Origin of the sequence: Priestia megaterium, from assembly GCF_046599315.1 — a bacterium.
GTDB lineage: Bacteria > Bacillota > Bacilli > Bacillales > Bacillaceae_H > Priestia > Priestia megaterium_F.
The window spans coordinates 611,128-631,576 of record NZ_JBKIKC010000002.1; the positions used below are offsets into that span (position 1 = coordinate 611,128).

The 20,449-nt window shown below is 38.5% G+C and carries 23 protein-coding genes, 1 pseudogene and 1 riboswitch; of the genes and pseudogenes, 10 read left to right on the forward strand and 14 right to left on the reverse strand.

Going from position 1 to position 20,449, the window contains the following annotated elements; translation table 11 throughout:
* Positions 1 to 11: 11 nt before the first annotated feature.
* Positions 12 to 461: a GNAT family N-acetyltransferase gene (locus ACLHDF_RS10470; protein WP_413918780.1), complete on the reverse strand. Its 450-nt coding sequence runs from the start codon at positions 459 to 461 to the stop codon at positions 12 to 14.
* Positions 462 to 581: 120 nt separating this feature from the next.
* Here ACLHDF_RS10470 and ACLHDF_RS10475 point away from each other — a divergent pair, with 120 nt between their 5' ends.
* Together ACLHDF_RS10475 and ACLHDF_RS10480 are read left to right on the forward strand one after the other, a co-directional pair.
* A complete protein-coding gene (locus ACLHDF_RS10475) occupies positions 582 to 1,004 on the forward strand; it encodes a CotG/ExsB N-terminal domain-containing protein (RefSeq protein ID WP_413918781.1) in 423 nt (140 codons plus the stop codon).
* A 153-nt stretch (positions 1,005 to 1,157) separates the two neighbouring features.
* Positions 1,158 to 1,955, forward strand: coding sequence for a VOC family protein (locus tag ACLHDF_RS10480; protein ID WP_413918782.1), 798 nt, complete (start codon positions 1,158 to 1,160; stop codon positions 1,953 to 1,955).
* Between the two features lie 18 nt (positions 1,956 to 1,973).
* Here the strand turns inward: ACLHDF_RS10480 and ACLHDF_RS10485 are convergent, their stop codons facing one another.
* The 5 genes from ACLHDF_RS10485 to ACLHDF_RS10505 all read right to left on the reverse strand — a co-directional run bounded on the left by ACLHDF_RS10485 (position 1,974) and on the right by ACLHDF_RS10505 (position 6,675).
* The gene (locus ACLHDF_RS10485) at positions 1,974 to 3,587 is read right to left on the reverse strand and encodes a M20/M25/M40 family metallo-hydrolase (protein WP_413918783.1); all 1,614 of its coding nucleotides are present in this window, start codon (positions 3,585 to 3,587) and stop codon (positions 1,974 to 1,976) included.
* A gap of 460 nt (positions 3,588 to 4,047) precedes the next feature.
* Positions 4,048 to 4,290, reverse strand: a complete 243-nt coding sequence (locus ACLHDF_RS10490; RefSeq protein ID WP_413918784.1) for a hypothetical protein — start codon at positions 4,288 to 4,290, stop codon at positions 4,048 to 4,050.
* A gap of 67 nt (positions 4,291 to 4,357) precedes the next feature.
* A riboswitch (SAM riboswitch) is annotated at positions 4,358 to 4,459 on the reverse strand.
* 63 nt (positions 4,460 to 4,522) lie between these two features.
* Positions 4,523 to 5,677 carry an amidohydrolase gene (locus tag ACLHDF_RS10495; protein WP_413918785.1) on the reverse strand — a complete coding sequence of 385 codons (1,155 nt, stop codon included), beginning with the start codon at positions 5,675 to 5,677 and terminating at the stop codon, positions 4,523 to 4,525.
* Positions 5,678 to 5,724: 47 nt separating this feature from the next.
* Positions 5,725 to 6,231, reverse strand: coding sequence for a GNAT family N-acetyltransferase (locus ACLHDF_RS10500; RefSeq protein WP_413918786.1), 507 nt, complete (start codon positions 6,229 to 6,231; stop codon positions 5,725 to 5,727).
* 201 nt (positions 6,232 to 6,432) lie between these two features.
* Positions 6,433 to 6,675, reverse strand: a complete 243-nt coding sequence (locus ACLHDF_RS10505) for a hypothetical protein (RefSeq protein ID WP_413918787.1) — start codon at positions 6,673 to 6,675, stop codon at positions 6,433 to 6,435.
* Between the two features lie 253 nt (positions 6,676 to 6,928).
* Between ACLHDF_RS10505 and ACLHDF_RS10510 the strand changes: the two genes are divergently transcribed.
* Positions 6,929 to 7,681: a M48 family metallopeptidase gene (locus ACLHDF_RS10510; protein ID WP_413918788.1), complete on the forward strand. Its 753-nt coding sequence runs from the start codon at positions 6,929 to 6,931 to the stop codon at positions 7,679 to 7,681.
* A gap of 289 nt (positions 7,682 to 7,970) precedes the next feature.
* Here ACLHDF_RS10510 and ACLHDF_RS10515 read toward each other — a convergent pair.
* Positions 7,971 to 8,352, reverse strand: a pseudogene (locus ACLHDF_RS10515) (DUF1259 domain-containing protein).
* Positions 8,353 to 8,613: 261 nt separating this feature from the next.
* On the opposite strand from ACLHDF_RS10515, the gene ACLHDF_RS10520 reads away from it, so the two are divergent.
* The 3 genes from ACLHDF_RS10520 to lepB all read left to right on the forward strand — a co-directional run bounded on the left by ACLHDF_RS10520 (position 8,614) and on the right by lepB (position 10,407).
* Positions 8,614 to 8,952 (forward strand): YmaF family protein, encoded by a 339-nt coding sequence (locus ACLHDF_RS10520; protein WP_268577513.1) that lies wholly within the window; start codon positions 8,614 to 8,616, stop codon positions 8,950 to 8,952.
* Between the two features lie 377 nt (positions 8,953 to 9,329).
* On the forward strand, positions 9,330 to 9,665 hold the full coding sequence (locus ACLHDF_RS10525; RefSeq protein WP_014461129.1) for a lipopolysaccharide assembly LapA domain-containing protein: 336 nt from the start codon (positions 9,330 to 9,332) through the stop codon (positions 9,663 to 9,665).
* Positions 9,666 to 9,855: 190 nt separating this feature from the next.
* Positions 9,856 to 10,407 carry a signal peptidase I gene (gene lepB / locus ACLHDF_RS10530; protein ID WP_413918789.1) on the forward strand — a complete coding sequence of 184 codons (552 nt, stop codon included), beginning with the start codon at positions 9,856 to 9,858 and terminating at the stop codon, positions 10,405 to 10,407.
* Positions 10,408 to 10,442: 35 nt separating this feature from the next.
* Here the strand turns inward: lepB and ACLHDF_RS10535 are convergent, their stop codons facing one another.
* On the reverse strand, positions 10,443 to 10,889 hold the full coding sequence (locus tag ACLHDF_RS10535; RefSeq protein WP_413918790.1) for a YndM family protein: 447 nt from the start codon (positions 10,887 to 10,889) through the stop codon (positions 10,443 to 10,445).
* A 139-nt stretch (positions 10,890 to 11,028) separates the two neighbouring features.
* Here ACLHDF_RS10535 and ACLHDF_RS10540 point away from each other — a divergent pair, with 139 nt between their 5' ends.
* Complete coding sequence (locus ACLHDF_RS10540) at positions 11,029 to 11,904, forward strand: aldose 1-epimerase family protein (protein WP_413918791.1); 876 nt, start codon at positions 11,029 to 11,031, stop codon at positions 11,902 to 11,904.
* A 41-nt stretch (positions 11,905 to 11,945) separates the two neighbouring features.
* Here the strand turns inward: ACLHDF_RS10540 and ACLHDF_RS10545 are convergent, their stop codons facing one another.
* Both ACLHDF_RS10545 and ACLHDF_RS10550 read right to left on the reverse strand, forming a co-directional pair.
* Entirely contained in the window at positions 11,946 to 12,812 is an 867-nt protein-coding gene (locus tag ACLHDF_RS10545; RefSeq protein ID WP_413918792.1) for a gamma-glutamylcyclotransferase, read from the reverse strand.
* Between the two features lie 5 nt (positions 12,813 to 12,817).
* On the reverse strand, positions 12,818 to 13,216 hold the full coding sequence (locus ACLHDF_RS10550) for a VOC family protein (RefSeq protein ID WP_413918793.1): 399 nt from the start codon (positions 13,214 to 13,216) through the stop codon (positions 12,818 to 12,820).
* A 147-nt stretch (positions 13,217 to 13,363) separates the two neighbouring features.
* On the opposite strand from ACLHDF_RS10550, the gene ACLHDF_RS10555 reads away from it, so the two are divergent.
* The 3 genes from ACLHDF_RS10555 (at position 13,364) to ACLHDF_RS10565 (ending at position 15,572) form a co-directional block, all read left to right on the forward strand.
* Positions 13,364 to 13,564 carry a hypothetical protein gene (locus ACLHDF_RS10555; protein ID WP_413918794.1) on the forward strand — a complete coding sequence of 67 codons (201 nt, stop codon included), beginning with the start codon at positions 13,364 to 13,366 and terminating at the stop codon, positions 13,562 to 13,564.
* A 227-nt stretch (positions 13,565 to 13,791) separates the two neighbouring features.
* A complete protein-coding gene (locus ACLHDF_RS10560) occupies positions 13,792 to 14,157 on the forward strand; it encodes a MerR family transcriptional regulator (RefSeq protein ID WP_413918795.1) in 366 nt (121 codons plus the stop codon).
* 59 nt (positions 14,158 to 14,216) lie between these two features.
* Positions 14,217 to 15,572 carry a hemolysin family protein gene (locus ACLHDF_RS10565; protein ID WP_413918796.1) on the forward strand — a complete coding sequence of 452 codons (1,356 nt, stop codon included), beginning with the start codon at positions 14,217 to 14,219 and terminating at the stop codon, positions 15,570 to 15,572.
* Positions 15,573 to 15,624: 52 nt separating this feature from the next.
* Here the strand turns inward: ACLHDF_RS10565 and ACLHDF_RS10570 are convergent, their stop codons facing one another.
* From ACLHDF_RS10570 to ACLHDF_RS10585, 4 genes are read right to left on the reverse strand one after another with little or no spacing between them, the layout of a single operon-like run.
* Entirely contained in the window at positions 15,625 to 16,335 is a 711-nt protein-coding gene (locus tag ACLHDF_RS10570) for an ABC transporter ATP-binding protein (RefSeq protein ID WP_413918797.1), read from the reverse strand.
* On the reverse strand, positions 16,332 to 17,474 hold the full coding sequence (locus ACLHDF_RS10575; RefSeq protein WP_413918798.1) for an ABC transporter permease: 1,143 nt from the start codon (positions 17,472 to 17,474) through the stop codon (positions 16,332 to 16,334). Before ACLHDF_RS10575 ends, ACLHDF_RS10570 begins: the two co-directional genes overlap by 4 nt.
* The gene (locus tag ACLHDF_RS10580; protein WP_413918799.1) at positions 17,471 to 18,694 is read right to left on the reverse strand and encodes an ABC transporter permease; all 1,224 of its coding nucleotides are present in this window, start codon (positions 18,692 to 18,694) and stop codon (positions 17,471 to 17,473) included. Before ACLHDF_RS10580 ends, ACLHDF_RS10575 begins: the two co-directional genes overlap by 4 nt.
* A gap of 14 nt (positions 18,695 to 18,708) precedes the next feature.
* A complete protein-coding gene (locus tag ACLHDF_RS10585; protein ID WP_413918800.1) occupies positions 18,709 to 20,403 on the reverse strand; it encodes a hypothetical protein in 1,695 nt (564 codons plus the stop codon).
* Positions 20,404 to 20,449 lie beyond the last annotated feature (46 nt).

Here is a 20,449-nt window from a genome sequence, read left to right on the forward strand (position 1 = left end):
AAGCACCTGTATTAGGTGTTTTTTTTCATTGTCACTAATACAAGGTTATCAGCAGCTACAGTATGTTTTATAATTGAAAACTGATGGGCTTCGTATAACTTAATCGCAGGTGTATTTCGCTCGGCTGTGGACACCATACATTCACATTCTGAATATCTTTGAAGTACATGTGTTAAAAGACGGCTTCCGATGCCTTTTCGAAAGTACTGGGGAAGCACAACGAGGCGGCAAATTGTTAATCTCCCATGTTCTTTTTCAAACGATAGCACACCTGCTAGCTTACCTTCAATCATTTCTCCGATAAACACTTCCTTGCTTTTCATAATATTTTCTTTGTTTTCTGTAAGCTGAGGAATGTCTGAAAACCCAATGAGCCTTGCTTCTTCTTGATAGGCTTCTACTTGCACAGCTACTATTTGAAGAGCGATGTCCACTCTTTTATGTTCTAGGATTTGAAGCATCAAACCCACCCCATTTCATTCGTAAATTTAGACAAATTCCATGTTTTCACTATATCCAAACGCCTTCCTTGTACATATTGTATTATGTACTACTTGATTAGATCCTAAGGAGGTGTTTGTATGCATATCACTGCTCAAAAAATTAGAGAAGCAGCAGAATCTCTCTCTTGTACGGAGCTCGAAACATTTATGTATCAAGAGCCAACTTCTCGACGTAAAAGTTCTAGAAGACGCTCTACTCGCCGTTCTAGCCATCGTTCTAACCGTCGTTCTAACCGTCGCTCTAACCGTCGTTCTACTTATCGCTCTACTCGCCGTTCTAGCCGTCGTTCTAACCGTCGCTCTACTTATCGCTCTACTCGCCATTCTAGCCGTCGTTCTAACCGTCGCTCTACCCGCCGTTCTAGCCGTCGTTCTACTTATCGCTCTACTCGCCGTTCTAGCCGTCGTCACCGCTGTCAATGCGGTTCGCCTTGCTGCTCATATCCATGGTTTAATAAATCATGTGGCTGCTACTTTAAAGGACATGGTTGCCGCCGCTAAATAACTTAAAAGCAAGTCGAGTCTCAAACGTACACGGCTTGCTTTTTTTAAGCTCTCTATTTTACATCTTACATAATCATTCGTTTTGCTCTTCTTGAAAGAGAAAATAAAGTATAATAATGGAAAGCATCTCTCTTAAAAGGAGGCCTATTCATGCAATTATCTTTTGATCACCTTGTTCATTTTTCACCTAATCCTATTAGCGCTCAGAAAGAACTAAACGAATACGGAATGAATGTCATTAAAGGCGGTATCCATGAAAAATGGGGGACTTTTAATACGTTGGCTTATTTTAACCTGAGCTATATCGAGTGGCTCGGGCTCCGAGATCTGGCATTAGCTCAAACCATTACAGATAATGATCTTATTCAGCAGCTTGTTAACGAACATACACCGTTTGGTCATTTTGGTCGATTTGCACTTCGTACAGATGATATGGATTTGCTAATAAACGAGCTGCAGCGCAAGAACTATACTATAAAAGGTCCTGTAGAAGGCTCTCGTCAAACCAGTGATGGAGAACAGCTTCAATGGAAAATGTGTTTTATTGAAGATGACCTCGATTCCCTTCCTCTTCCTTTCTTTATTGAGTGGGGTGAACTGGAAGAAAAGCGCAAACCAAAGCTAGCGGCTCTTTCTTCCCACCAAGCCGGTCAGCTGCAGCTAAAAAACATTTACTGTGCTGTACATAACCTTGAAGAATCTATCAACAAGTGGACAAAACTACTAGACGTTCGGCCTGGAGAAAGCTATAGAGACTCTTCCATTAATGCATGTTGTCAAAAGCTACATATCAATGGGGGAAACCTTATCTTTTGCAGCGGAACTCAAGGAATTGTCCATGATACTTTAAAAAAAGTTGGAGAGCGCCCATTTTTAGTTGAATTGGATCACGCCCTAACACCACAACAATTTACTGTACAAGGAGCCTTTTTTAAATTTAACAAATAAGCATCCGCAGGCGGATGTTTATTTCTGAGCTTCTTTTATAGCTTGATAAATGAAGTGAGGCAAAATCTCAAAAGAATACTGAGCGTCTAATCTTTCTGTCCATTGATGTGCATCTCTTCCCAGTGGTCCAATGTTCAGCACCGGCATCCTTAGCTTCTCTAGCTCTTCTAAGGGGATATGATATCCTTTATTCCATAGCGGCATATTGGCTACTAACGTGTTAAAAGTATAAAGCGGATGCTGCAGGCTAGCATAACTTAAATCCGAAATCCCGCCAAAATAACTTTGCTCAACTAGCTTCACTTGGAATTGTTCCTTTGCAATTGCCTGTACGTTAGACAAAATCCCTTGTATAAGCGGATCATTATGTGAACAAACGGCAGGATAAAAAGGCGGCGTAAAAAATAAGACAATCATCGGAGCTGCTTCTTTACATAAACCGGCTAAAGAGTTTACTAATTTAATGGTTTTATTTCTGTCATCATCCTCTTGTGCTAAAAGTTCCGCTTCCATTTCTTGTACATATTTTTCCCCGTGCTGTTTTACTGCATGAGTATAAAGTTCTTCATACGTCCATACGTTCACGTCAAGAGATGCCCCCTTCATCCCCTCAGCATACTGCCTAGCAGCTTTTTGATAATGTTTTTTCACATTCAAAGCCGCTTTGCTGGCGGATTTTAGCAGCAGATCTGTTACATCTTTAAGAGAGCGATTTAGCATAAATAAATTAAACAATACAACGGCAGAGTGCGGGACTTGAACTGAATACTCGTCTTTTAGATCTCTTTGCATCAGTACCGTAGGAGGCGGACTCGTTTCATCTCTTATGGTTTCACAAAAATCAACGTTTAATTCTATTTCTTTTGTTAAATAAGAAGCTAGTAAATTAGCATTCAAACCCGCTAGCGGTTCCCCTACGTGAGTTTCTTTTCCATAGCATAAAAAGCTTGGCATGATCTTGCCAATAGAACCTGAGTACACATAGTTCGTTTGGTCTCCAGGATAGCGGCTGAACACCGGTTCTGCATTTAGCATAAGAGAAAAATCCAGCTTATATTTGCACGCAAGTTCTAAAAGAACAGGTACTGCTTTTCTCATCCCAAGTGAATTTACTTCCTCATCCGGCACTGATAGAAGCAGGATGTTCCCGTCAAACTCCCCGTTGCACGCTCGTTCAATCATACTGATATGCAGGGCAATACCCGCTTTCATGTCCATCGTTCCTCGGCCAAAAAGCCAGTCTCCTTTTATCATATCTTTTTGTACGTGCGCCGGAACTTGCTCCATATGTTTATAAAATGTACTCGTTAATGTATCAGCTTGAAAAGCATCCTTTTTCCACTGTCCATAATCTTGTACATCCACTACGTCGTAATGACTTACTAGTACAACAGTTTTATTCGTATCTTTCCCTTCGACAAAAGCCGTGACAATCGATCGCCCGTCTCCTGTCGAATGAAGCTCGACGTGCTCGTTTTTTTGAAAATAAGGCAGTTTTAATAAGTACGACACGATCGATTCAGCCATCTCCACTTCTGCCATGGTTCCTGTCACACTAGGTATAGATACCAACTCGCTTACAAGCTTTTTTAACTGTTCTTTTGTTTGATACAAAGATGTTTTGTTCAACATGCTCTTCATCTCTTTCCTTTTTCTAAATTTTCTATCAAACAAAACCATTCGTCAATCCCTTTGACAGAGACCCTTTCATTCTATCCCTATGTATCATAGTATGGCACTGACTTTGCGCACGTGATAAAAAAAGAGTGCGCGGCTAGACCGCACACTCTCAGTTTTACTTCTCGTCATCTTCTAAAAAGTCTAGGATACGATCAATAAGCTGTTCGCTTCCTGCATCGTTTCCGTGTTCAAGAGACATTTCCATTTCAATGCTCCTTTCATAAAATATTCTTGTTTTATAACATACCACAATTCATTTTGAATGTAACCTTTAATTTATGTAAAAATTTCGACAATTTATCATTAATACTTAAACTCAGTGAATATAGATTATACCCATGGAATTCTTTACTTGTCAAAAACCATGCTTTTCATTCAAAAATACTTAAAAAATAGAGGCGCGAGCAGACTTCTATAAAAGACAGCCTACTCGCTCAAGCTTGGAACAACATGATGAATAAATTTCTAGTTCATTCGCTTTTTGTACATCCTTAATATCTATGCCTACAGCATATGTACGAGCTTGGCTTTCGACTATAATTTCGTAGAATGTTTCTAATTCACGATAAGCTACTTGATAATGCTTTCCTAATAATTTCACGGCTTCCTTTAATGCTTTTTCCCCTTTATGTGCTGCAACTGCTGTATGACTCATAAAATCCTCTCCTTTTAGAAAAATAAAAAAACTCATTTTGCTTTGATGCAAAATGAGTTTTTCACCCGTTTTATCACCCAAAGCACATGCTTTGCTGGTAGGAGCACCTTACATTCGTAGGTTGCTGTGGAGTCAAAGAGCCAGATCTCTCGTCCACTCGTGATAACTTTATTAATTTAAAATTTATTTTATCAAATAATTGCGTTCGCGTAAATAGAAAAATTAAAATATTTTAATTTTTCGGGTAATGAGATGAATTTAAAAAATCAAGACTTATATTTGCAAAATAAGAAGCTGCTACAAGTAATGCCTCTTCATTTAATGAAAAAGAAGGATGGTGCCATTCATATTCACCGGCCGTACCCATCCATACAAAAAAGCCTGGTACATGCTGCTGATATACAGAAAAATCTTCTCCTCCAGGCGATTGTTCAGCTTTCACAACTTGATAATTAAGGTCTTCAGCCGCTTTAATAGCCATTTTTTCTAGCGTATCATCATTTTTTACTACAGGAAGATATGGGTACCATTTAACGTCTACTGAAGCTCCAGAAGCTGCTCCAATTCCTTCAGCAGTTCGTTTCATAAGAGCCGGTATTTTTGCTCTCGCCTCTTCTTGAAATGTACGGACGGTTCCTTCAAGCGTTACTTTGTCAGGAATGACGTTCCACGAGCTCCCTCCATGGATTTGAGTAATGCTGACAACAACATTTTGAAATGGGCTGAGGTTACGGCTGACAATGGTTTGTAAACTAGTAACAATTTGACCAGCAGTTGCAATCGGGTCTATAGTTTTTTCAGGAATACCTGCGTGACCTCCTACTCCTTTGATATCCATTTCAAAACGATCAACACTTGCCATTAAAGGTCCCGACTTGATACCAATGGTTCCTACAGGAAGATCCGGCTTGTTATGCATTCCAAATATCGCCTCTACTCCTTCGAGCACTCCTTTTTCAACTAGCATTTTCGCCCCAGAAGCCGTTTCTTCAGCCGGTTGAAAGATAAATCGAACCGTACCACAAAGCTCTTGTTGACGCTGTTTAAGAAGAATAGCTGCTCCGATTATAGAAGCTGTATGAAAATCATGGCCGCATGCGTGCATAACACCGGTCACTTCAGATGCAAACGGCAGATTGGTTTTTTCTTCAATTGGCAGCGCATCAATATCAGCTCGAATAGCAATAGTAGGTCCCGGCTTCCCTCCCACAATTTCTGCTATTACTCCTACGTTTAATTGGAATGCATCTACTACAGAAATATCGTAGTTCTTTAACCATTTTTTAATACGTTTAGTTGTTTCATACTCTTTCATTGAAAGCTCTGGAAATCGGTGCAGCTCACGGCGTACGTCTATTAGCGTGTTTAGTAGTAATTGATCTGTCATATTTATCACTCTTTCACATTTCTTATTTTGGGACAATACTCTATTTCTTACGACAAAGAGTGTACCTCATTGAATTTTTTATAAAGAAATACGGTCGTATAACCTTCTGTAAGAGGCTTTTCTTTAGCTTGAACATATCCTTTTCGTTCATACATCTCAACTAACCAAGGATGTTCCTTTGCTGTTCCTAAAGACACAGCCGGTGACTTAAACATATTTTTTATTACTTCTTGTTCTACTAGATGCAGCAGCTTAGATCCAACGCCTTTCCTGGCAAACGACGGGGCCACTGCAAACCACCAAATATGTGGAACAGCAAACGGACCTGGATGTTCTCCCCAAGGCATTCGTATAGACACTGTAGCAGCAATTCTTCCATCTTCTTCATATACATAGCAAAAGTTTTGAGAAATGTTTTTTTTGACGAGGGCAAGGTTAGCAGTAGCTGCTAAAAAAGGAATACCTAGCTCTCGAATAGGCTTATACGCTTGTATAGTTAAGTTCAACAAGCTATCTGCGTCATCATTTGTTGCCAAACGGAATTTGTTTTTCATCTCTTCGTCTCCTTATGTAGTGCTTGAATGTTTTATTTAACTTATAAGTTTACTAAGATTTAAAAAAGACAGACTGCCGCCTTGCGTACTCACTATACAACTGCTTTTATAACGTGTCAATTTTCATTATTTCTTTCTATGAAGGCTATCATAAAAACCAATACTTACAGTTTCTTATACTCAGCAAATATCAATCCCCGCTTACGAAAAAACCCCTTTCATTACTTTCGTTAAATTTTCAACCGCAATTATAGAGCGACGTATGATAAAATAGAACACGGTAGTTGTAAGAAAAGCAAACAGAAATGTAATCACTAGCATAATCGAAGCTGCTTGCTCTTGTTTCATAATAAGATAATAATTTGTCACTTCAATTACAGTAAGTGTTATGAACATCACATATAGCATTTCACATGTAAACTTTGAAACGCTCTTTTTTTTCATTACCTATACCATCTAAAGACATAGAATGTCTAATCTATATTAGTAGTATCGGCATATTTTTATATTTTTTTGTAAAAACTAAAGAAGAATTGAAGCAATTATTATCGGCGCTTTTCCACTAAATATTGGAATACATATCATTCTGCAAGGCGCTGCAACAGCAGTTGATAACTGTCTGATTATTCTTTCATTTGACCAAACTCTACCTTTGCTTATAAAATGAAGATTTGTAGAAAGGAGTACGAAAAATTTTATGTATACGTATCAAACACGCAATCAAACAATTGACTACAAAATTGAAGTCGTTCCAAATAGAACCGATATCACGGTGCAAATTTGTGACAAAGAAGGGGTAAAAGTTATTGTCCCGAGAGGTCTTAATGAAAACAATGTGCGTTCAATCATCGCACGCAAAGCAACATGGATTTTAAAACAACTAAACGGTTCACAACCATCTGAGGAAAAGCCAGCTGCTCCAAAGAAAGAAGCAGTAAAAAAAGAAACAGCTAAAAAAGAGGCTCCTAAAGCAGCAGCTTCTGCAGCTAAAACTGGTTCTTTTGAAGAAGGAGACAAATTCCCTTACCTAGGACGTCAATACCGCTTAAACATCGTTCGCGGAGATGTAACAAAGGCTGAAATGACATTCCGTGCAAAATTCATTGCTACAGTACCTGAGAGCTGGAACGAGCAGCAAACAAATGAAGGCATAGGACAACTATTAACAGAGTGGTATCAAGGCCGCGCAGATGAAAAGTTCCAAGAAGCTTTAAAATCTGTTAAAAAAGCAGCAGACAATGCTCCTGAATCTGTTAAGTGGGACGAATTGGGTGAAGAATACGCTACGACTCAAGACAATACAATTGTATTAAACTGGCGTTTGCTAACAGCTCCTCTTGCAACAATTGAATATGTCATTGCTTCTCAATTTACAAATGCAGATGAGTTATTCGAAGATGCAGCTGAACGCAAACAGTGGTTAAGCGATAACAACCTAAATGCATTTTAAGTTTATACATAAAAAAAGCACGCGGTGAACGCGTGCTTTTTTTATTTTGATAGGAATGCTTGAATATTTTTTATAAGTTCGTATAACAAAAGTTACAGTTAGCGATAGAGGTAGAAATAAAATTACAGATCAAAAACCTATGAACTTTATTCCCCTCCACCTTATAAACCAATATATAATATACATGTTTAAATTTTTATTAATCTTACATTTAAATAATAAAGCTACACTTGTTCTATAAAAAACCTGATTTTTATCCCTTTAATACTTTAAATGCTTCTCTTACCTTTCATGCAAAATCTAACGGTGGCTCTACGGATTTAAAGTGCATATACATTGCTCTAGGCTCTTCAAACAACCAATGATTATGAACGGCAGTAACCTTAATGTCTCTTTTTCTCAGCTCAGTTAATAATGGGTTTACCTCTTCTTGCAAAAGCACGGTTTTACCCAGATTTAAGGCTCTTCCTTTGCTATCTACATCTTCAAAAGTGAAGAATTAAGGAGTGACTAATGGAAAGCGTGTTGGCCGCCCTAAAATTTTAAACCGAAGCGTACGAAACTTTTGTACCAAACAAACACCATTTTCATCTAAGCTGCCTTGTCCACCTAGAATTCTAGCAAACTCCTGCAAACTCCTGACATAGACTTTTTCTATTTTCCCAATTCATTACGCTGACTTCCTTTCGTATAATAACTTGTCCTTTCCTAAATAAATATATGCAAAATCTATCTATGAGAAACGGCAAAACACATAGGAAAACTACCCATTTTATAAATACGGATTATAAAATGTCATATTTATTTTTCTTTGCTCATATCAATAGCATGTATTTTTAAATTTAACTAAAAGAGACATTCAAATGCCTATTTAAAGATTTTAAAATTTACTTAAGCAGTTTATTTTAATTAAATTTATAGGGGGAAGTAGAATGAAGAAGATAGGAAAAGACGATTTTATTTCAGGGTTTGTTCCTCATCATAACCATGGTTCAGTGGACTACACTTCTGTTGCGTCAGGACATGTCCATCAGTGCCTCGATGTAACGTCTCCTCCAATTCCAAGCGAGGACGGAAGTCACATTCACTACACAGAGGGCTATGTTGTTTTTGAAGACGGACATACCCATCATTACAAAGCTTACTCCGGTCCAGCTATTCCCATTGGAAACGGTATGCACGTTCACTATTATGACTTTTACACCAGTGAAGACAACCAGCATCGCCATCATGTTAAAGGTGTAGACCATCCTGCTCCGGGCGATAGATAATGAAGTGATTTATGGGAATTAAGCCAGCTTCTCAGCTTCTGTACTAATTCTTATTTTAGTAAAAGTGAGACCTTTAATGGATAAAGGTCTCTTTGTGTATATATAACTCAAATAAAACCTCCCCTTCTGCTTAAGCAAAAAAACGAATACACGAGGTCTTTCCTCCAAAAACTCTTCCATAACAGGTCTTTGGATATGTAAAAAGCTTCTACACTAATAGATATATTGTGTTTTAAAAGAAAGATATATATATAATCAATAAAATGTTTGATTTTGTTTAAATCTGGATACGTATACCTATAAGCAAGATAGCAAACACTTAAGATGGTTTCGCTATAAAAGTTGTAATGACCATGCAAAGAAAGGAAGTGCAGCTTATGAAAGGACAGAGCTTTTTTATTTTAGGACTTATATTTGCTCTTATCATCGCTGTTTTAGCTGTAATTAATAACGATCCGGTACAATTCAACTATGTATTTGGTTCACAAAAATGGCCTCTTATTTTAATCATCTTAACAACGGCTGTGTTTGGAGGAGTTGTTGCTGCTTCATTGAGCTTTGTAAAAATTGTTCAATTAAGGGGACAAGTGAAACAGAAAAACAAGCGAATTGCTGAACTAGAAGAAGAAATCAAGCAGCATAAGCCTGTTGAGCCTGTGGTTGAAGAAGAACCAAATCAACCAGCTACTCGAACTGAGCGCGCTCAGTTATAATAAAGAAAAGCCTTTATTCTCTAGGATAATGGCTTTTTTCATTTTTTGTTTCGTCAAGCATATTCTTGGAATACACGCATAAACAGATAGATATGGAAAACTTTAGTTCTGAATGGTACAATCAACACTGTTATATCTCTATGAAAAACTTAAATTGATAGTCTTACCGTTAAGAAGGTGTTCATCCATTATGATCAATAAAAAATTAAAGCGTGAAATTCTTACATACACAAGCGTTATCCTGGGCACTGTTTTGCTTTCTGTGGTCATTCAGCACTATTGGTTTCAGCCCTATACTGTAAAAGGTGATTCTATGAAGCCTATTTTGCACGAAGGCAATCGCATTATTATTAATAAACACAGCAAGCTAGAGCGCTTTGACATTGTCGTTTTGCAAGCTCCCTATAGCAATGATTTTCTAGTAAAGCGCATCGTCGGCTTACCAGGAGAAACCGTCGAATACAAAGATGATGTTCTGTATATAAATAATAAAGTCAAAAAAGAGCCGCATCTTCATAAATATTTATCCAAAGTCCCCGTTTACGAGCGATTTACTGAAAATTTTTCAACGTACGAACTGTCTCCAGACGGCACAATACCGGACGGATACGTATTAGTGCTAGGTGACAACAGACGCATTAGCCGAGATGGAAGGCATTTTGGCCTCACTCCGGTTTCTTCGATCATGGGAGAAGTAAATATGAAATACTGGCCTTTAAAGGAAATGACTTTTATGCATTAACACATAAAAAGAAAGCTCACTTTTGAGCTTTCTTTTTATTTTGGATTTTCCTTGTTTTCTACATGCTGTTCTTCTGCAAATTCTGTGTCATACGCTAGTTTTCGCTTAAAAGCCGGGCGCGCTCTTGCTATATTTTTTGTTTCAATATGGTTGGATAAGTAGCGGTGAACAAAAACCTCAGCAAACGTAATAATAGCTGCAGAAATAATACTTCCCCAAGCAATTTGAACGTAACTGTCTAATAACAATGTTCCAAAAATCCATACGCTCATATATGTTAGAACAAATTCAACAATAATGGCATCACGATTGCCTACTCGAGGCAGTACAATTCGATCCACTACTAGATATGTCAAAATTGTCGTTAGTAAGCTAAAGGAAATAATGTCTCCGATGGTTGCATCAAAAAACAAATCAATGCCTATACCAAACGCAATAAGTGCGGCTGCAAATTTAATGAGCAATAATGTTGCATGATTCATATCTGAACCCTCCTTTTCTATTTAATTTGAACAAAAATAGGGAAATTAATACCTTTTTTGCCAAGAAGGGTATAATATAAGCAAAGCCAGTACGTTTGACACAGCTCTAGCGTACAAGAATAATTTGGGAGATGTTGTAATGATTGTACTAGAAAACAGCGAAATGAAAGTCAGCATTCAAGAAAAAGGAGCGGAAGTTGTAGAAGTATTTCATAAAGAAAAAGACCTGCAGTTTATGTGGAGCGGAGATCCCGCTTATTGGGGACGAGTATCGCCCGTATTGTTTCCCATTGTCGGCAGATTAAAAAATGATCAGTATACCGTTGATCAGCGCGTATACTCTTTGCCTCAGCACGGTTTTTTGCGTGATTCTACTTTCAGCGTGATCGAGCAAACCACCGAAACGGCACGGCTGCGATTTGCCACAAACGGTCGTTTTAAAGACGTATATCCGTTTGAATGTTCAATTGAAATTAGCTATCGTCTGGAAAGCAACCGCCTAACGTTTCAGTGGAAGGTAGTGAATGAAGATAAAGGCGATATGTATTTTTCAATTGGCGCTCATCCTGCTTTTCGTATTCCTTTACGTAAAAACGAGCAGATTTCTGATTACTTTTTAGAAATAGAGCCTTCTGAAACTACGCCGAAAGAATTTGTGCTAAAAGATGCGCTTATTCATGAAAAAGGAGCTGTAGAAAACCTGCATCAGCTTCCGCTAAGCGCCGATTTGTTTGCAAATGATGCGCTAATTTTTAGTCATATTGACGGAATTACAATTAAATCGTCGGTCAATGAGAATCAAATTAACGTTCAGTTTCATGATTTCCCGTATGTAGGTATTTGGTCAAAGTATAATGCAGAAAATCATACAATCGCTCCGTTTCTTTGTATCGAGCCTTGGTTTGGAATTGCAGATACGCATGATCATAACGGAAATTTCAAAGAAAAATTAGGCATTAATCGATTATCAAAAGACGGTGTATTTCAAACAGAGTTCTCTGTTTCCTTTAGCTAATGCAAAAAGCCTATTTGGACATCTCCAAATAGGCTTTTATATTAGTTATTTACAACATCACTATTTTTTAGCGCATGAACTTGCTCTACTAGCTTCTGAACGTATTCTTCGCTAAGTACGCCTGTCGCTCCTCGAATAATTTCAGTCGAATAATGATCCGGAGGTGCGACTTCTTTTTCTTTATTTAACACAAAAAAAGTAAGAACATGATCTACAATCTTTCCTTCATGCTCCACAGAGATAATGGCAGGACGATAGCCGTTATTATCTACCCCTTCTCTTCCATACAGATACGTAATCGCTTCAGGAGGCACGCGGTATAGCTTCCCTTCAACAACTCCGCCTTCTTCAACCATGTCTGCACGTCCTCCGTCATGAATAACGTGGTTATATCGAAGCGTATAGCCTTTAAAAACAGCTCTGCCGAGACAGTCTTGGAAATGCTGATTAACGCCGTGCTGAATAAAACGGTCGTTATCCATACATGAACCGTAAGCAAAATACAGCATGCCTGTTAATAGGTCTTCTTTCCATACGCGCCAGTTTCCGCCTGGGATAAATTCTTGCAGCAGCGAACGATCTCTTGCTACATATACAACAGCTTCAAATTCACCTTGGTCCGTTTCGACAGTTTGAACAACTCTATCATATTCATTATCTTCATGACCTTCGTGAATGTACCCTTCTAATTCATCAAGCGCCTTCCACATAAGCTGATCGGTTACTTCATATACTTCTCCATACACAACATGCTCACTGTCAATATCGAGCATAGGGTAGCCTTGCTTTGTGTCATATAATTTCCCTTTCGTCTTTGCCTGCTTGGCAATAGGGCGCGCATGATGCAGCAATCCATGATTACCTTCTCCTTCAAGAAGCGTTCCGTATACAAATAAATAATTGCACATACTACTTATTCCCCCTTTTTCTCTTCATAAAGCTCTAGCGGTAACCCGTCCGGATCAGCAAAAAATGTGAATTTTTTTCCCGTTAGTTCATCTACCCTAATAGGTTCCACATCAATCCCTCGCTGCTCTAATTCACGTTTGGAACCTTCGACGCTTTCAACTGCAAAAGCTAAATGGCGTAAGCCGCACGCTTCAGGTCTTGAAGGACGTTTTGGCGGATTTGGAAACGAGAACAACTCAATTTGATAGCCAGGAGCTACTTCTAAATCTAGCTTATATGAATCTCTTTCTTTTCTATATGTCTCTTCTATAATCTTGCATCCTAATACATTTACATAAAAAGCTTTTGAACGTTCATAATTACTTCCTATAATGGCTACGTGGTGCATTCGTTTTAAGTTCATTTAATTCTCCCATAAAAACCCTTTTTAAATCATCCTACACAAAATGACTTCAAACATCAAATAATTACGTTAGCACCTTTGACTAGAGTGATAAAAGTCACGGACATAGTACCTCAAAACAAGTAATATAACGATGAGGTAAATAACATGATTTCGTTAACATTCAAAACAAGAATCGACCGAACTCAAAATTTAGATGCATTAAAGAAAGAAGCTGCTGTTATGCATCGTATTGCTGATCAACTATCTCCAATGAGCCCTGAGTTCATGGAATATACAGAACGTATTCAATATATGTATGAACGCATGCACATTATCGTACGTCATCCCACTAAAAAACTCGCTTAATACAAGCGAGTTTTTTCTTAAAATCTTTGTCAAACTACCTTATTTTGAGATATACTGAATGCTAATAAAAAAATGAAACTTTTTGATCTTACACGCGTATACTTAATTACGATAGGATAAAAGATAAATAGTTACGTAGATAAAAACCATCACGTGATGGTTGATACAGTTAAAGGAGGTGGTATTCTGATGGGGTTGCGACATATAAAATTGGCGAACTTGCAGAGATGGCACATGTAACGAAACGTACGGTTGACTATTATACCAACATTGGTTTGTTAAAAGCAGAACGCTCTGCTTCTAACTATCGCTTTTATAACGAAGAAGCGCTGAAACGTCTTTACTTAATTGAAAAATTAAAACGCGAGGGCCGTTCTCTTGAAGAGATTTCTTCTCTATTTTCTGTAGAGCAAACCGAGAATAGCCACTCCAAAGACGAATTGGCATCCAAATTTTACGTACTAAACGACAGTTTAAAAGAAGTTGCACCGCTTATGGAAAAGCTTAATGAAGAAGATCGAAAAGTAATGATGAATCGGCTTTCACCAGAAAGCGTCACTCTTTTGCACTCTTTACTGATGCTGCTGTCGTAAATTTATTATTTACAGGAGGTGTTTACTTACTTTATAGCACTATAAAGTAAGTATATTCATTGATAACCATTAACTTAATTATTTTTGCGATTTTAATTGTACTCACTGCCTTTTTCGTTGCTTCAGAGTTTGCAATTGTGAAGCTTCGTAGTTCACGGGTAGATCAACTTGTTGCTGAAGGAAAAAAAGGAGCGAATGCGGTTAAAACCGTAACGACACACTTAGATGAGTATTTATCTGCGTGTCAGCTTGGTATTACGATTACTGCTTTAGGACTAGGTTGGTTAGGAGAACCGACTGTTGCGAAGATTTTAGAACCGCTGTTTGAAGAAATGGGTATTGCTGCATCTTTAACACATATTCTTTCATTCATTATCGCGTTTGCGCTTGTGACGTTTGTTCACGTAGTTGTTGGTGAATTAGCGCCAAAAACATTTGCAATTCAAAAAGCTGAAACAGTTACGTTATTGTTTGCTCGTCCGTTAATTTTATTCTATAAAATCATGTTCCCTTTCATTTGGTTACTAAATGGATCTGCCCGTTTATTAACTGGAATGTTTGGATTAAAGCCAGCTTCAGAGCATGAGCTTGCACACAGTGAAGAAGAGCTGCGCATTATTTTATCAGAGAGTTTTAAAGGCGGGGAAATTAACCAGTCTGAATATAAGTACGTGAACAACATTTTTGAATTCGATAATCGTGTTGCTCGCGAAATCATGGTACCAAGAACAGAAATTTCAGCTGTTTCGGAAGATGATAGCATTGAAGATTTCTTAAAGCTTGCTGTAGAAGATCGCTACACTCGTTACCCTGTTACCGTTGACGGAGACAAAGACAATATTATCGGCTTAGTCAACGTTAAAGAAATTCTAAACGATGTCGTGATTAACGACGCATTAAAAAAGCAAAGCGTGAAGCTATACATGAACCCTATTATTCAAGTAATTGAAACCGTAGCGATTCAAGACCTATTGCGTTCGATGCAAAAGAAACGGACGCATATGGCTGTATTGATTGATGAGTACGGCGGTACGGCTGGTATCGTTACCGTTGAAGATATTTTAGAAGAAATCGTTGGAGAAATTCGAGATGAGTTTGATACAGATGAAAAGCCGCTTGTTCAAAAAATCAGCGATCAGCACTTTGTCTTTAACTCAAAAGTACTCCTTGAAGAAGTCAACGAAGTGCTTCATATCGAAATTGAAAACGACGATATTGATACAATTGGCGGCTGGATGCTAATGCAAAACATTGATATCCAAGAAAGCGAATCGTTCAAACTTTTTGGATACGAGTTTATCGCAAAAGAAATGGACGGTCATCAAATGAAAGAAGTAGAAGTACGTGCCCTTCCTGAAGAAGAACGCGTGCAGTCTGAAAGTCATTCACCGGAACAAGAAGTTACACAAGCATAATAGAAAGGGCCGCTTCTTCCTGAAGCGGCTCTTTTTTTATCATTGCTTGATCTCAATTATGCAGCAGCTTATATACAACGTTTTCTTCTGCATCTTCTCCCGTCTTTTCCCTCGCTTGGTCCATCGTGCCGACAAATTCCAGCTTTCCTTCTTTTAAGACCGCAAACCGATGACACACGTCTAAGATTTCATTCAAATCGTGGGTGATATAGATAATCGTCTTTCCTTTTGCAGCCAGCTGTTTGATATAACGAATGATCTCAAGCTTGGACTGTAAATCAATTCCGACTGTCGGCTCATCCATTAACAAAACGGACGGTTCATGAATAAGCGCCACAGCTATATTCAACTTTCGCTTCATGCCTCCTGATAAGTTTTTCACTTTTTCCTTCCATCTTCCTTCTAACTGTACAGCTGAGCAAAGAGACTGAAGCTGTTCATTCGACACGGAGCCTGAAGTCATTTTGCTCCACATCTTCATGTTTTCTTTTACGCTAAGCTCTTCCCATAGCGCTACGTCTTGTGGCACGTAGCCAATGACTTCTCGAATCGCTTTTTGATTCTTCTTAAGCGATAAGCCCCCAATCGTGACATTCCCGCTTGAAGGAGCTGTAATGGTAGACAAAATAGACAGAAGCGTTGATTTACCCGCGCCGTTTGATCCTAAAAGACCAATGACTTCTCCACTTTCTACGGTCAGCGTAACATTTGCCAACGACCGTTTTTTTCCGTATGTTTTACTAACATTGTTAATTTCAATCATTTGATGCTCCTCACATTCCACACTATTTTAAACCAGCACAAACTTATGCATACAATGGAAAAAGCTATCTCTTTCCAAATGAACGTAAATGGTAATGCATGCTGATACAGAAGCAGATGCTGCGGAAGCCACTGACTTATTTTTTCAATCGTTACAGAAAGCTCTCCTACCGGAAAAAAGCTCCCCCCTATGATGCTGAGTCCTGTGACCATGATGACGCTGATCATATAATAAGATCCAACTCGCTGACTTTCACTTGCAAGCCAGGTGCTAAAAGCAACGCATACAATAACATAGATACACATATACAGCAGCACACCGTAAGATTCTAATCCATAAAGCCATTTAAATAGAGCAAAACTGATGAGAGCTTGAAGTACGTATAACACAACATAAGCCGCGCTGACATTTCGAATATAACCGCGAAGACCTTTTTGCATCGTTTTCATTCGTTTAAAAAGATGCCTCCGCTCTTTAATCATCCAATCTGATGTGATGCAGCAAAGTAAAAGCGTAAAGAACCCCCACAGCGGGACATATCCGGTCATTTGAACGCCTGCTTGCTTCGTACTCTTCCTTCCTTCTGCTTCGTAATCAATTGTCATCAGCGGCTGTGGCTTCCACTGGTTATCTGTATAACGATACGCTTCTTTCCATAATTCCGGCGCTTCATGAATGTTATAGACTTTATATAAAAAACGCACTTCATTCGCCGCTTTGACATTTGTCGTTAATCTTGTCACTTCACTCGCCACGACTTCTCGAACCGCTTCTGTAGCAATAGAAGAAGGAAGCGTAAGCAAATCCATTCCCCCTTGATAATTCCCTGCTTCTACTTCTTGTTGAAATCCGTTAGGAAACACAAAAATGCTGTCAATTTTATTTTGTTCCAGCTGCTTTCTAGCTTGTTCTTCATTGACAGAAAGAAACTGAATTTCTTTTGTTTTCTGAAGCCGATGGATCACTTGTGTAGACATTTTGCTATGATCTTGGTCGACAAGAGCAACAGGTATCTTTGAATCACTTTCTACTTTTGCTAAAACCGAGCTGCTAATAATCGTTCCTATCAGAGGTAAAAAGAAGATCATGACAACAAGCACAGGACGCTTCAGCAGCTGCTTTATTTTTTCACTTATCATTTTCTCCACCGCCTTTGTAGGGTCATCACGTAGCCAACAGCAATAGCAAAACTTCCTGCTGCCGTAATGAGAATAGGCTTAAGGTAAAGAAAAGCTTCGTTTGTGTTATATCCATCAAATTCATAAAATAACAGCTCTAAAACGCGGGTATTGAGTGACCATTTCTGAAAACCGATCGCCCAGTCTGGTAAATAGACGACTGGCACGACATGTCCACTTAAAATCGCACTAAGCAAAATGAACAGCAAACCGATTATTTGATAAGCTTTTTGTGATAAAAAGAGAACGAACAGCAGTAAAAACAAACATAAAAAAGCAAACAAACTTCCGCTTATCGCCAAAAAAAGTTCTCCGTACGTACCCGTTACAGGCAGTTTTAATCCCTTAATGAGACCACTATATACAACGATGGATACCGGTAGCAAAAGAACATACAGAGCGGTCAGCTGCGCTAAATAAATGTGGACAAAAGATACACCTCTTGTTTGCATTCTCGCGAGCACAGGAGGAGTCTGCGTTTCACTAGCAAGCAGCCATCCCCCGTAGCTCCAAATCATAAGCAGCAAAGCAGCAAAAGACACGACATAATATTGCTTCATATCTCGTTGAAAGAAACTTGTTTCTACTTGTTCATCAAGTAAACTTCCTCTATCTAATACATGAAGCCCAAACGTTACTAAGCTCTTCTTAAACTCTGCCCGTCGATTTTCATCAGAGACATTTCCTTTTTCTAAAAAGAAATCAACCGTATTGATACCGCTTTGAGCGGCTGACGTGTAGTCGGCTGCACTTTCCATCACGTAGCGAAACAGCTGTGACTGAAGCGGCTTATTACTATTTCCAATAACGTGTAAAGGCTGATTCTTTCCAAGCGCGATATCGTGACTAAAACCTTTTGGCAAGGTCACAATGGCTGCCACTTTATTTTGCTGCAGCAGCTGTTTCGCTCTCTGTTCATTCGTGTAAAGAGGCTTCATGATTCTGCGGAGCTTACCTTCAGCCAGCTGTTCGATGACGTACTTCGTTTGCGCGGTATGATCGTTATCCACAATCGCTATCGGAAATCGATTGACTCTCTCCTCACCTTGCATGGTCTGACTAATAATGATCCCTGCTCCAAGTAAAAACAGAGCAGGGATCATAAATAGCAGTATGAGAGATTTTATATTTTTCAATAGAGCTTTACATGTAAAAAGAGTCAAAGAGAAATATATCTTCATCTGCTTTGCACCTTTTAGTAACCAGCGGTTCCCATATTCATCATGAGACCTTGAACATTTTTAGCAAAATTTTCTTGAATCGACAGCATATCTTCAGGCGTTACATCTTTTACATTTGTTGCATTAGATGCGTCAAGCGCTGGAATAGCTGCTGATTTTTTTAATTGAGAAGCAGAGTCAATTTTTAACGTAACGTTTGCTGGATCTGCTTTTGGTCCAACTTTTGTACGAATATCAAATGAATAATCTGCTTTTCCTTTTGAAGCACTAATCGCTTGATTTTGCTTTACTTCTCCGTTAAATACTAAGTCTTCTTGATTGCCTAAGTCTAGAGAGAACGTACGGTCAGCCGTTTGTTTCGCATCAGTTTTACCGTTGATAACCGAATTCATTTTAAACGTCATATTCGTATCTTCATCTTTCGAATCTTTTGTTATCAAATGAATAGACATGTTTTCTTTTCGCTTTTCGCTTTCAGTCGTTACGTTATTTTTCATATCAAACGTAAACGCATCATCCGTAGTGCTGTCCGTTAGGACTGCTTTGAACTGTTTAGCCGTTTTGTTATCTTCATATGGAATATTTTTAGTCACTACGTCAAGTTCGCCTTTATCATTAGAAGCATTTTTCACGCCCATTTTCATATCGCGAGCTACCACAACATCATCTTGAACGTACACAGTCGATTTGACACCGCCAGGATAAGTCGTATCTTTTGTTTCTTTTTGGAAGTCTTGAAGGCTTTCTTTTACTGATTTTTTTAATTCTTTTGGATCCGCCATATCTTTTAATTCTGGATTCGTCGCTGCCGAAGATTTAAATAGCTTAGATACATGGTCTGCGTAGATGGTATGAAGCTTGTCATCTTTTGCTACCTTTGCAATGAGTTTATCCATAAATTGTTTTGTTTCTTTATCAGACATGTTAAGCGTCACGCTTGTTAGTTGAAGCGTTTTGCCATTTGTTTTATAGTCTACATTTTTTTCTTTTGTGAAATAATCGCTGTCTAACTCGTCATAAATAAACGTTCCGTACTCTTTTGCAATGTATGTCTTTTCTTTTTCCGTTAACTTTAAGTCTTCTAAACTCACATTGCTCGTGTTAATATCAAGCGTTTCAGGACCTGAATACGAAGGATCAAACTTTCGCGCTACCTGTCCATATTCATCTAAGTTTAAATAGAAATATTCATTTGCCAGAATCGGTGCTTTAAAGCCTATTCTGTCTTTCGTTTGAAAACCTTCTAGATCAAGCGCTTTTGAGCCTCCGATATTAAGAGCCAGTGAACCGTATCCTTCACTTTTTTTCGGGTCTTGTTCCGCTTTAATTTTAATTTCAGCTTTACTGATAAGATCTTGAATCATTTTAAAGCTTGGATCATACGCAAGTGAATCCATGCTGAAGCCGCCTTTAATGGTGGCATTTGTGCTAGAAGGCTGCTTCATCGCTTTTTCTTGATAAGCCATCGTTTCACTGTACTTCGTTTCTAGTTCATCTGCTGCTTTTTGATACGCATTCACTTCAGAAAGTAAGTATAATTGCTTAGGAGATTTTTTAAATACCGCAGCAAATGTAATTGCTCCTCCAATAACTACAATTAGAGCCGCTAAAATGATAATCCATTTAGCCGGCGCTGTTTTGGGAGCGGGCGCTGTTTCTAGCGAAGCCGCTGTTTCGTCTGTTGTCCTGTTTTGATCTTTCTCACTCATCTACACCAGAACCTCCTATGTATTTTGTTAGTCACTTTGTACATGA

Coding starts and splice junctions, on each gene's coding strand:
- ACLHDF_RS10470 (WP_413918780.1), bottom strand. CDS start 461: ATGCTTCAAATCCTAGAACATAAAAGAGTGGACATCGCTCTTCAAATA.
- ACLHDF_RS10475 (WP_413918781.1), top strand. CDS start 582: ATGCATATCACTGCTCAAAAAATTAGAGAAGCAGCAGAATCTCTCTCT.
- ACLHDF_RS10480 (WP_413918782.1), top strand. CDS start 1,158: ATGCAATTATCTTTTGATCACCTTGTTCATTTTTCACCTAATCCTATT.
- ACLHDF_RS10485 (WP_413918783.1), bottom strand. CDS start 3,587: ATGTTGAACAAAACATCTTTGTATCAAACAAAAGAACAGTTAAAAAAG.
- ACLHDF_RS10490 (WP_413918784.1), bottom strand. CDS start 4,290: ATGAGTCATACAGCAGTTGCAGCACATAAAGGGGAAAAAGCATTAAAG.
- ACLHDF_RS10495 (WP_413918785.1), bottom strand. CDS start 5,677: ATGACAGATCAATTACTACTAAACACGCTAATAGACGTACGCCGTGAG.
- ACLHDF_RS10500 (WP_413918786.1), bottom strand. CDS start 6,231: ATGAAAAACAAATTCCGTTTGGCAACAAATGATGACGCAGATAGCTTG.
- ACLHDF_RS10505 (WP_413918787.1), bottom strand. CDS start 6,675: ATGAAAAAAAAGAGCGTTTCAAAGTTTACATGTGAAATGCTATATGTG.
- ACLHDF_RS10510 (WP_413918788.1), top strand. CDS start 6,929: ATGTATACGTATCAAACACGCAATCAAACAATTGACTACAAAATTGAA.
- ACLHDF_RS10520 (WP_268577513.1), top strand. CDS start 8,614: ATGAAGAAGATAGGAAAAGACGATTTTATTTCAGGGTTTGTTCCTCAT.
- ACLHDF_RS10525 (WP_014461129.1), top strand. CDS start 9,330: ATGAAAGGACAGAGCTTTTTTATTTTAGGACTTATATTTGCTCTTATC.
- lepB (WP_413918789.1), top strand. CDS start 9,856: ATGATCAATAAAAAATTAAAGCGTGAAATTCTTACATACACAAGCGTT.
- ACLHDF_RS10535 (WP_413918790.1), bottom strand. CDS start 10,889: ATGAATCATGCAACATTATTGCTCATTAAATTTGCAGCCGCACTTATT.
- ACLHDF_RS10540 (WP_413918791.1), top strand. CDS start 11,029: ATGATTGTACTAGAAAACAGCGAAATGAAAGTCAGCATTCAAGAAAAA.
- ACLHDF_RS10545 (WP_413918792.1), bottom strand. CDS start 12,812: ATGTGCAATTATTTATTTGTATACGGAACGCTTCTTGAAGGAGAAGGT.
- ACLHDF_RS10550 (WP_413918793.1), bottom strand. CDS start 13,216: ATGAACTTAAAACGAATGCACCACGTAGCCATTATAGGAAGTAATTAT.
- ACLHDF_RS10555 (WP_413918794.1), top strand. CDS start 13,364: ATGATTTCGTTAACATTCAAAACAAGAATCGACCGAACTCAAAATTTA.
- ACLHDF_RS10560 (WP_413918795.1), top strand. CDS start 13,792: ATGGCACATGTAACGAAACGTACGGTTGACTATTATACCAACATTGGT.
- ACLHDF_RS10570 (WP_413918797.1), bottom strand. CDS start 16,335: ATGATTGAAATTAACAATGTTAGTAAAACATACGGAAAAAAACGGTCG.
- ACLHDF_RS10575 (WP_413918798.1), bottom strand. CDS start 17,474: ATGATAAGTGAAAAAATAAAGCAGCTGCTGAAGCGTCCTGTGCTTGTT.
- ACLHDF_RS10580 (WP_413918799.1), bottom strand. CDS start 18,694: ATGAAGATATATTTCTCTTTGACTCTTTTTACATGTAAAGCTCTATTG.
- ACLHDF_RS10585 (WP_413918800.1), bottom strand. CDS start 20,403: ATGAGTGAGAAAGATCAAAACAGGACAACAGACGAAACAGCGGCTTCG.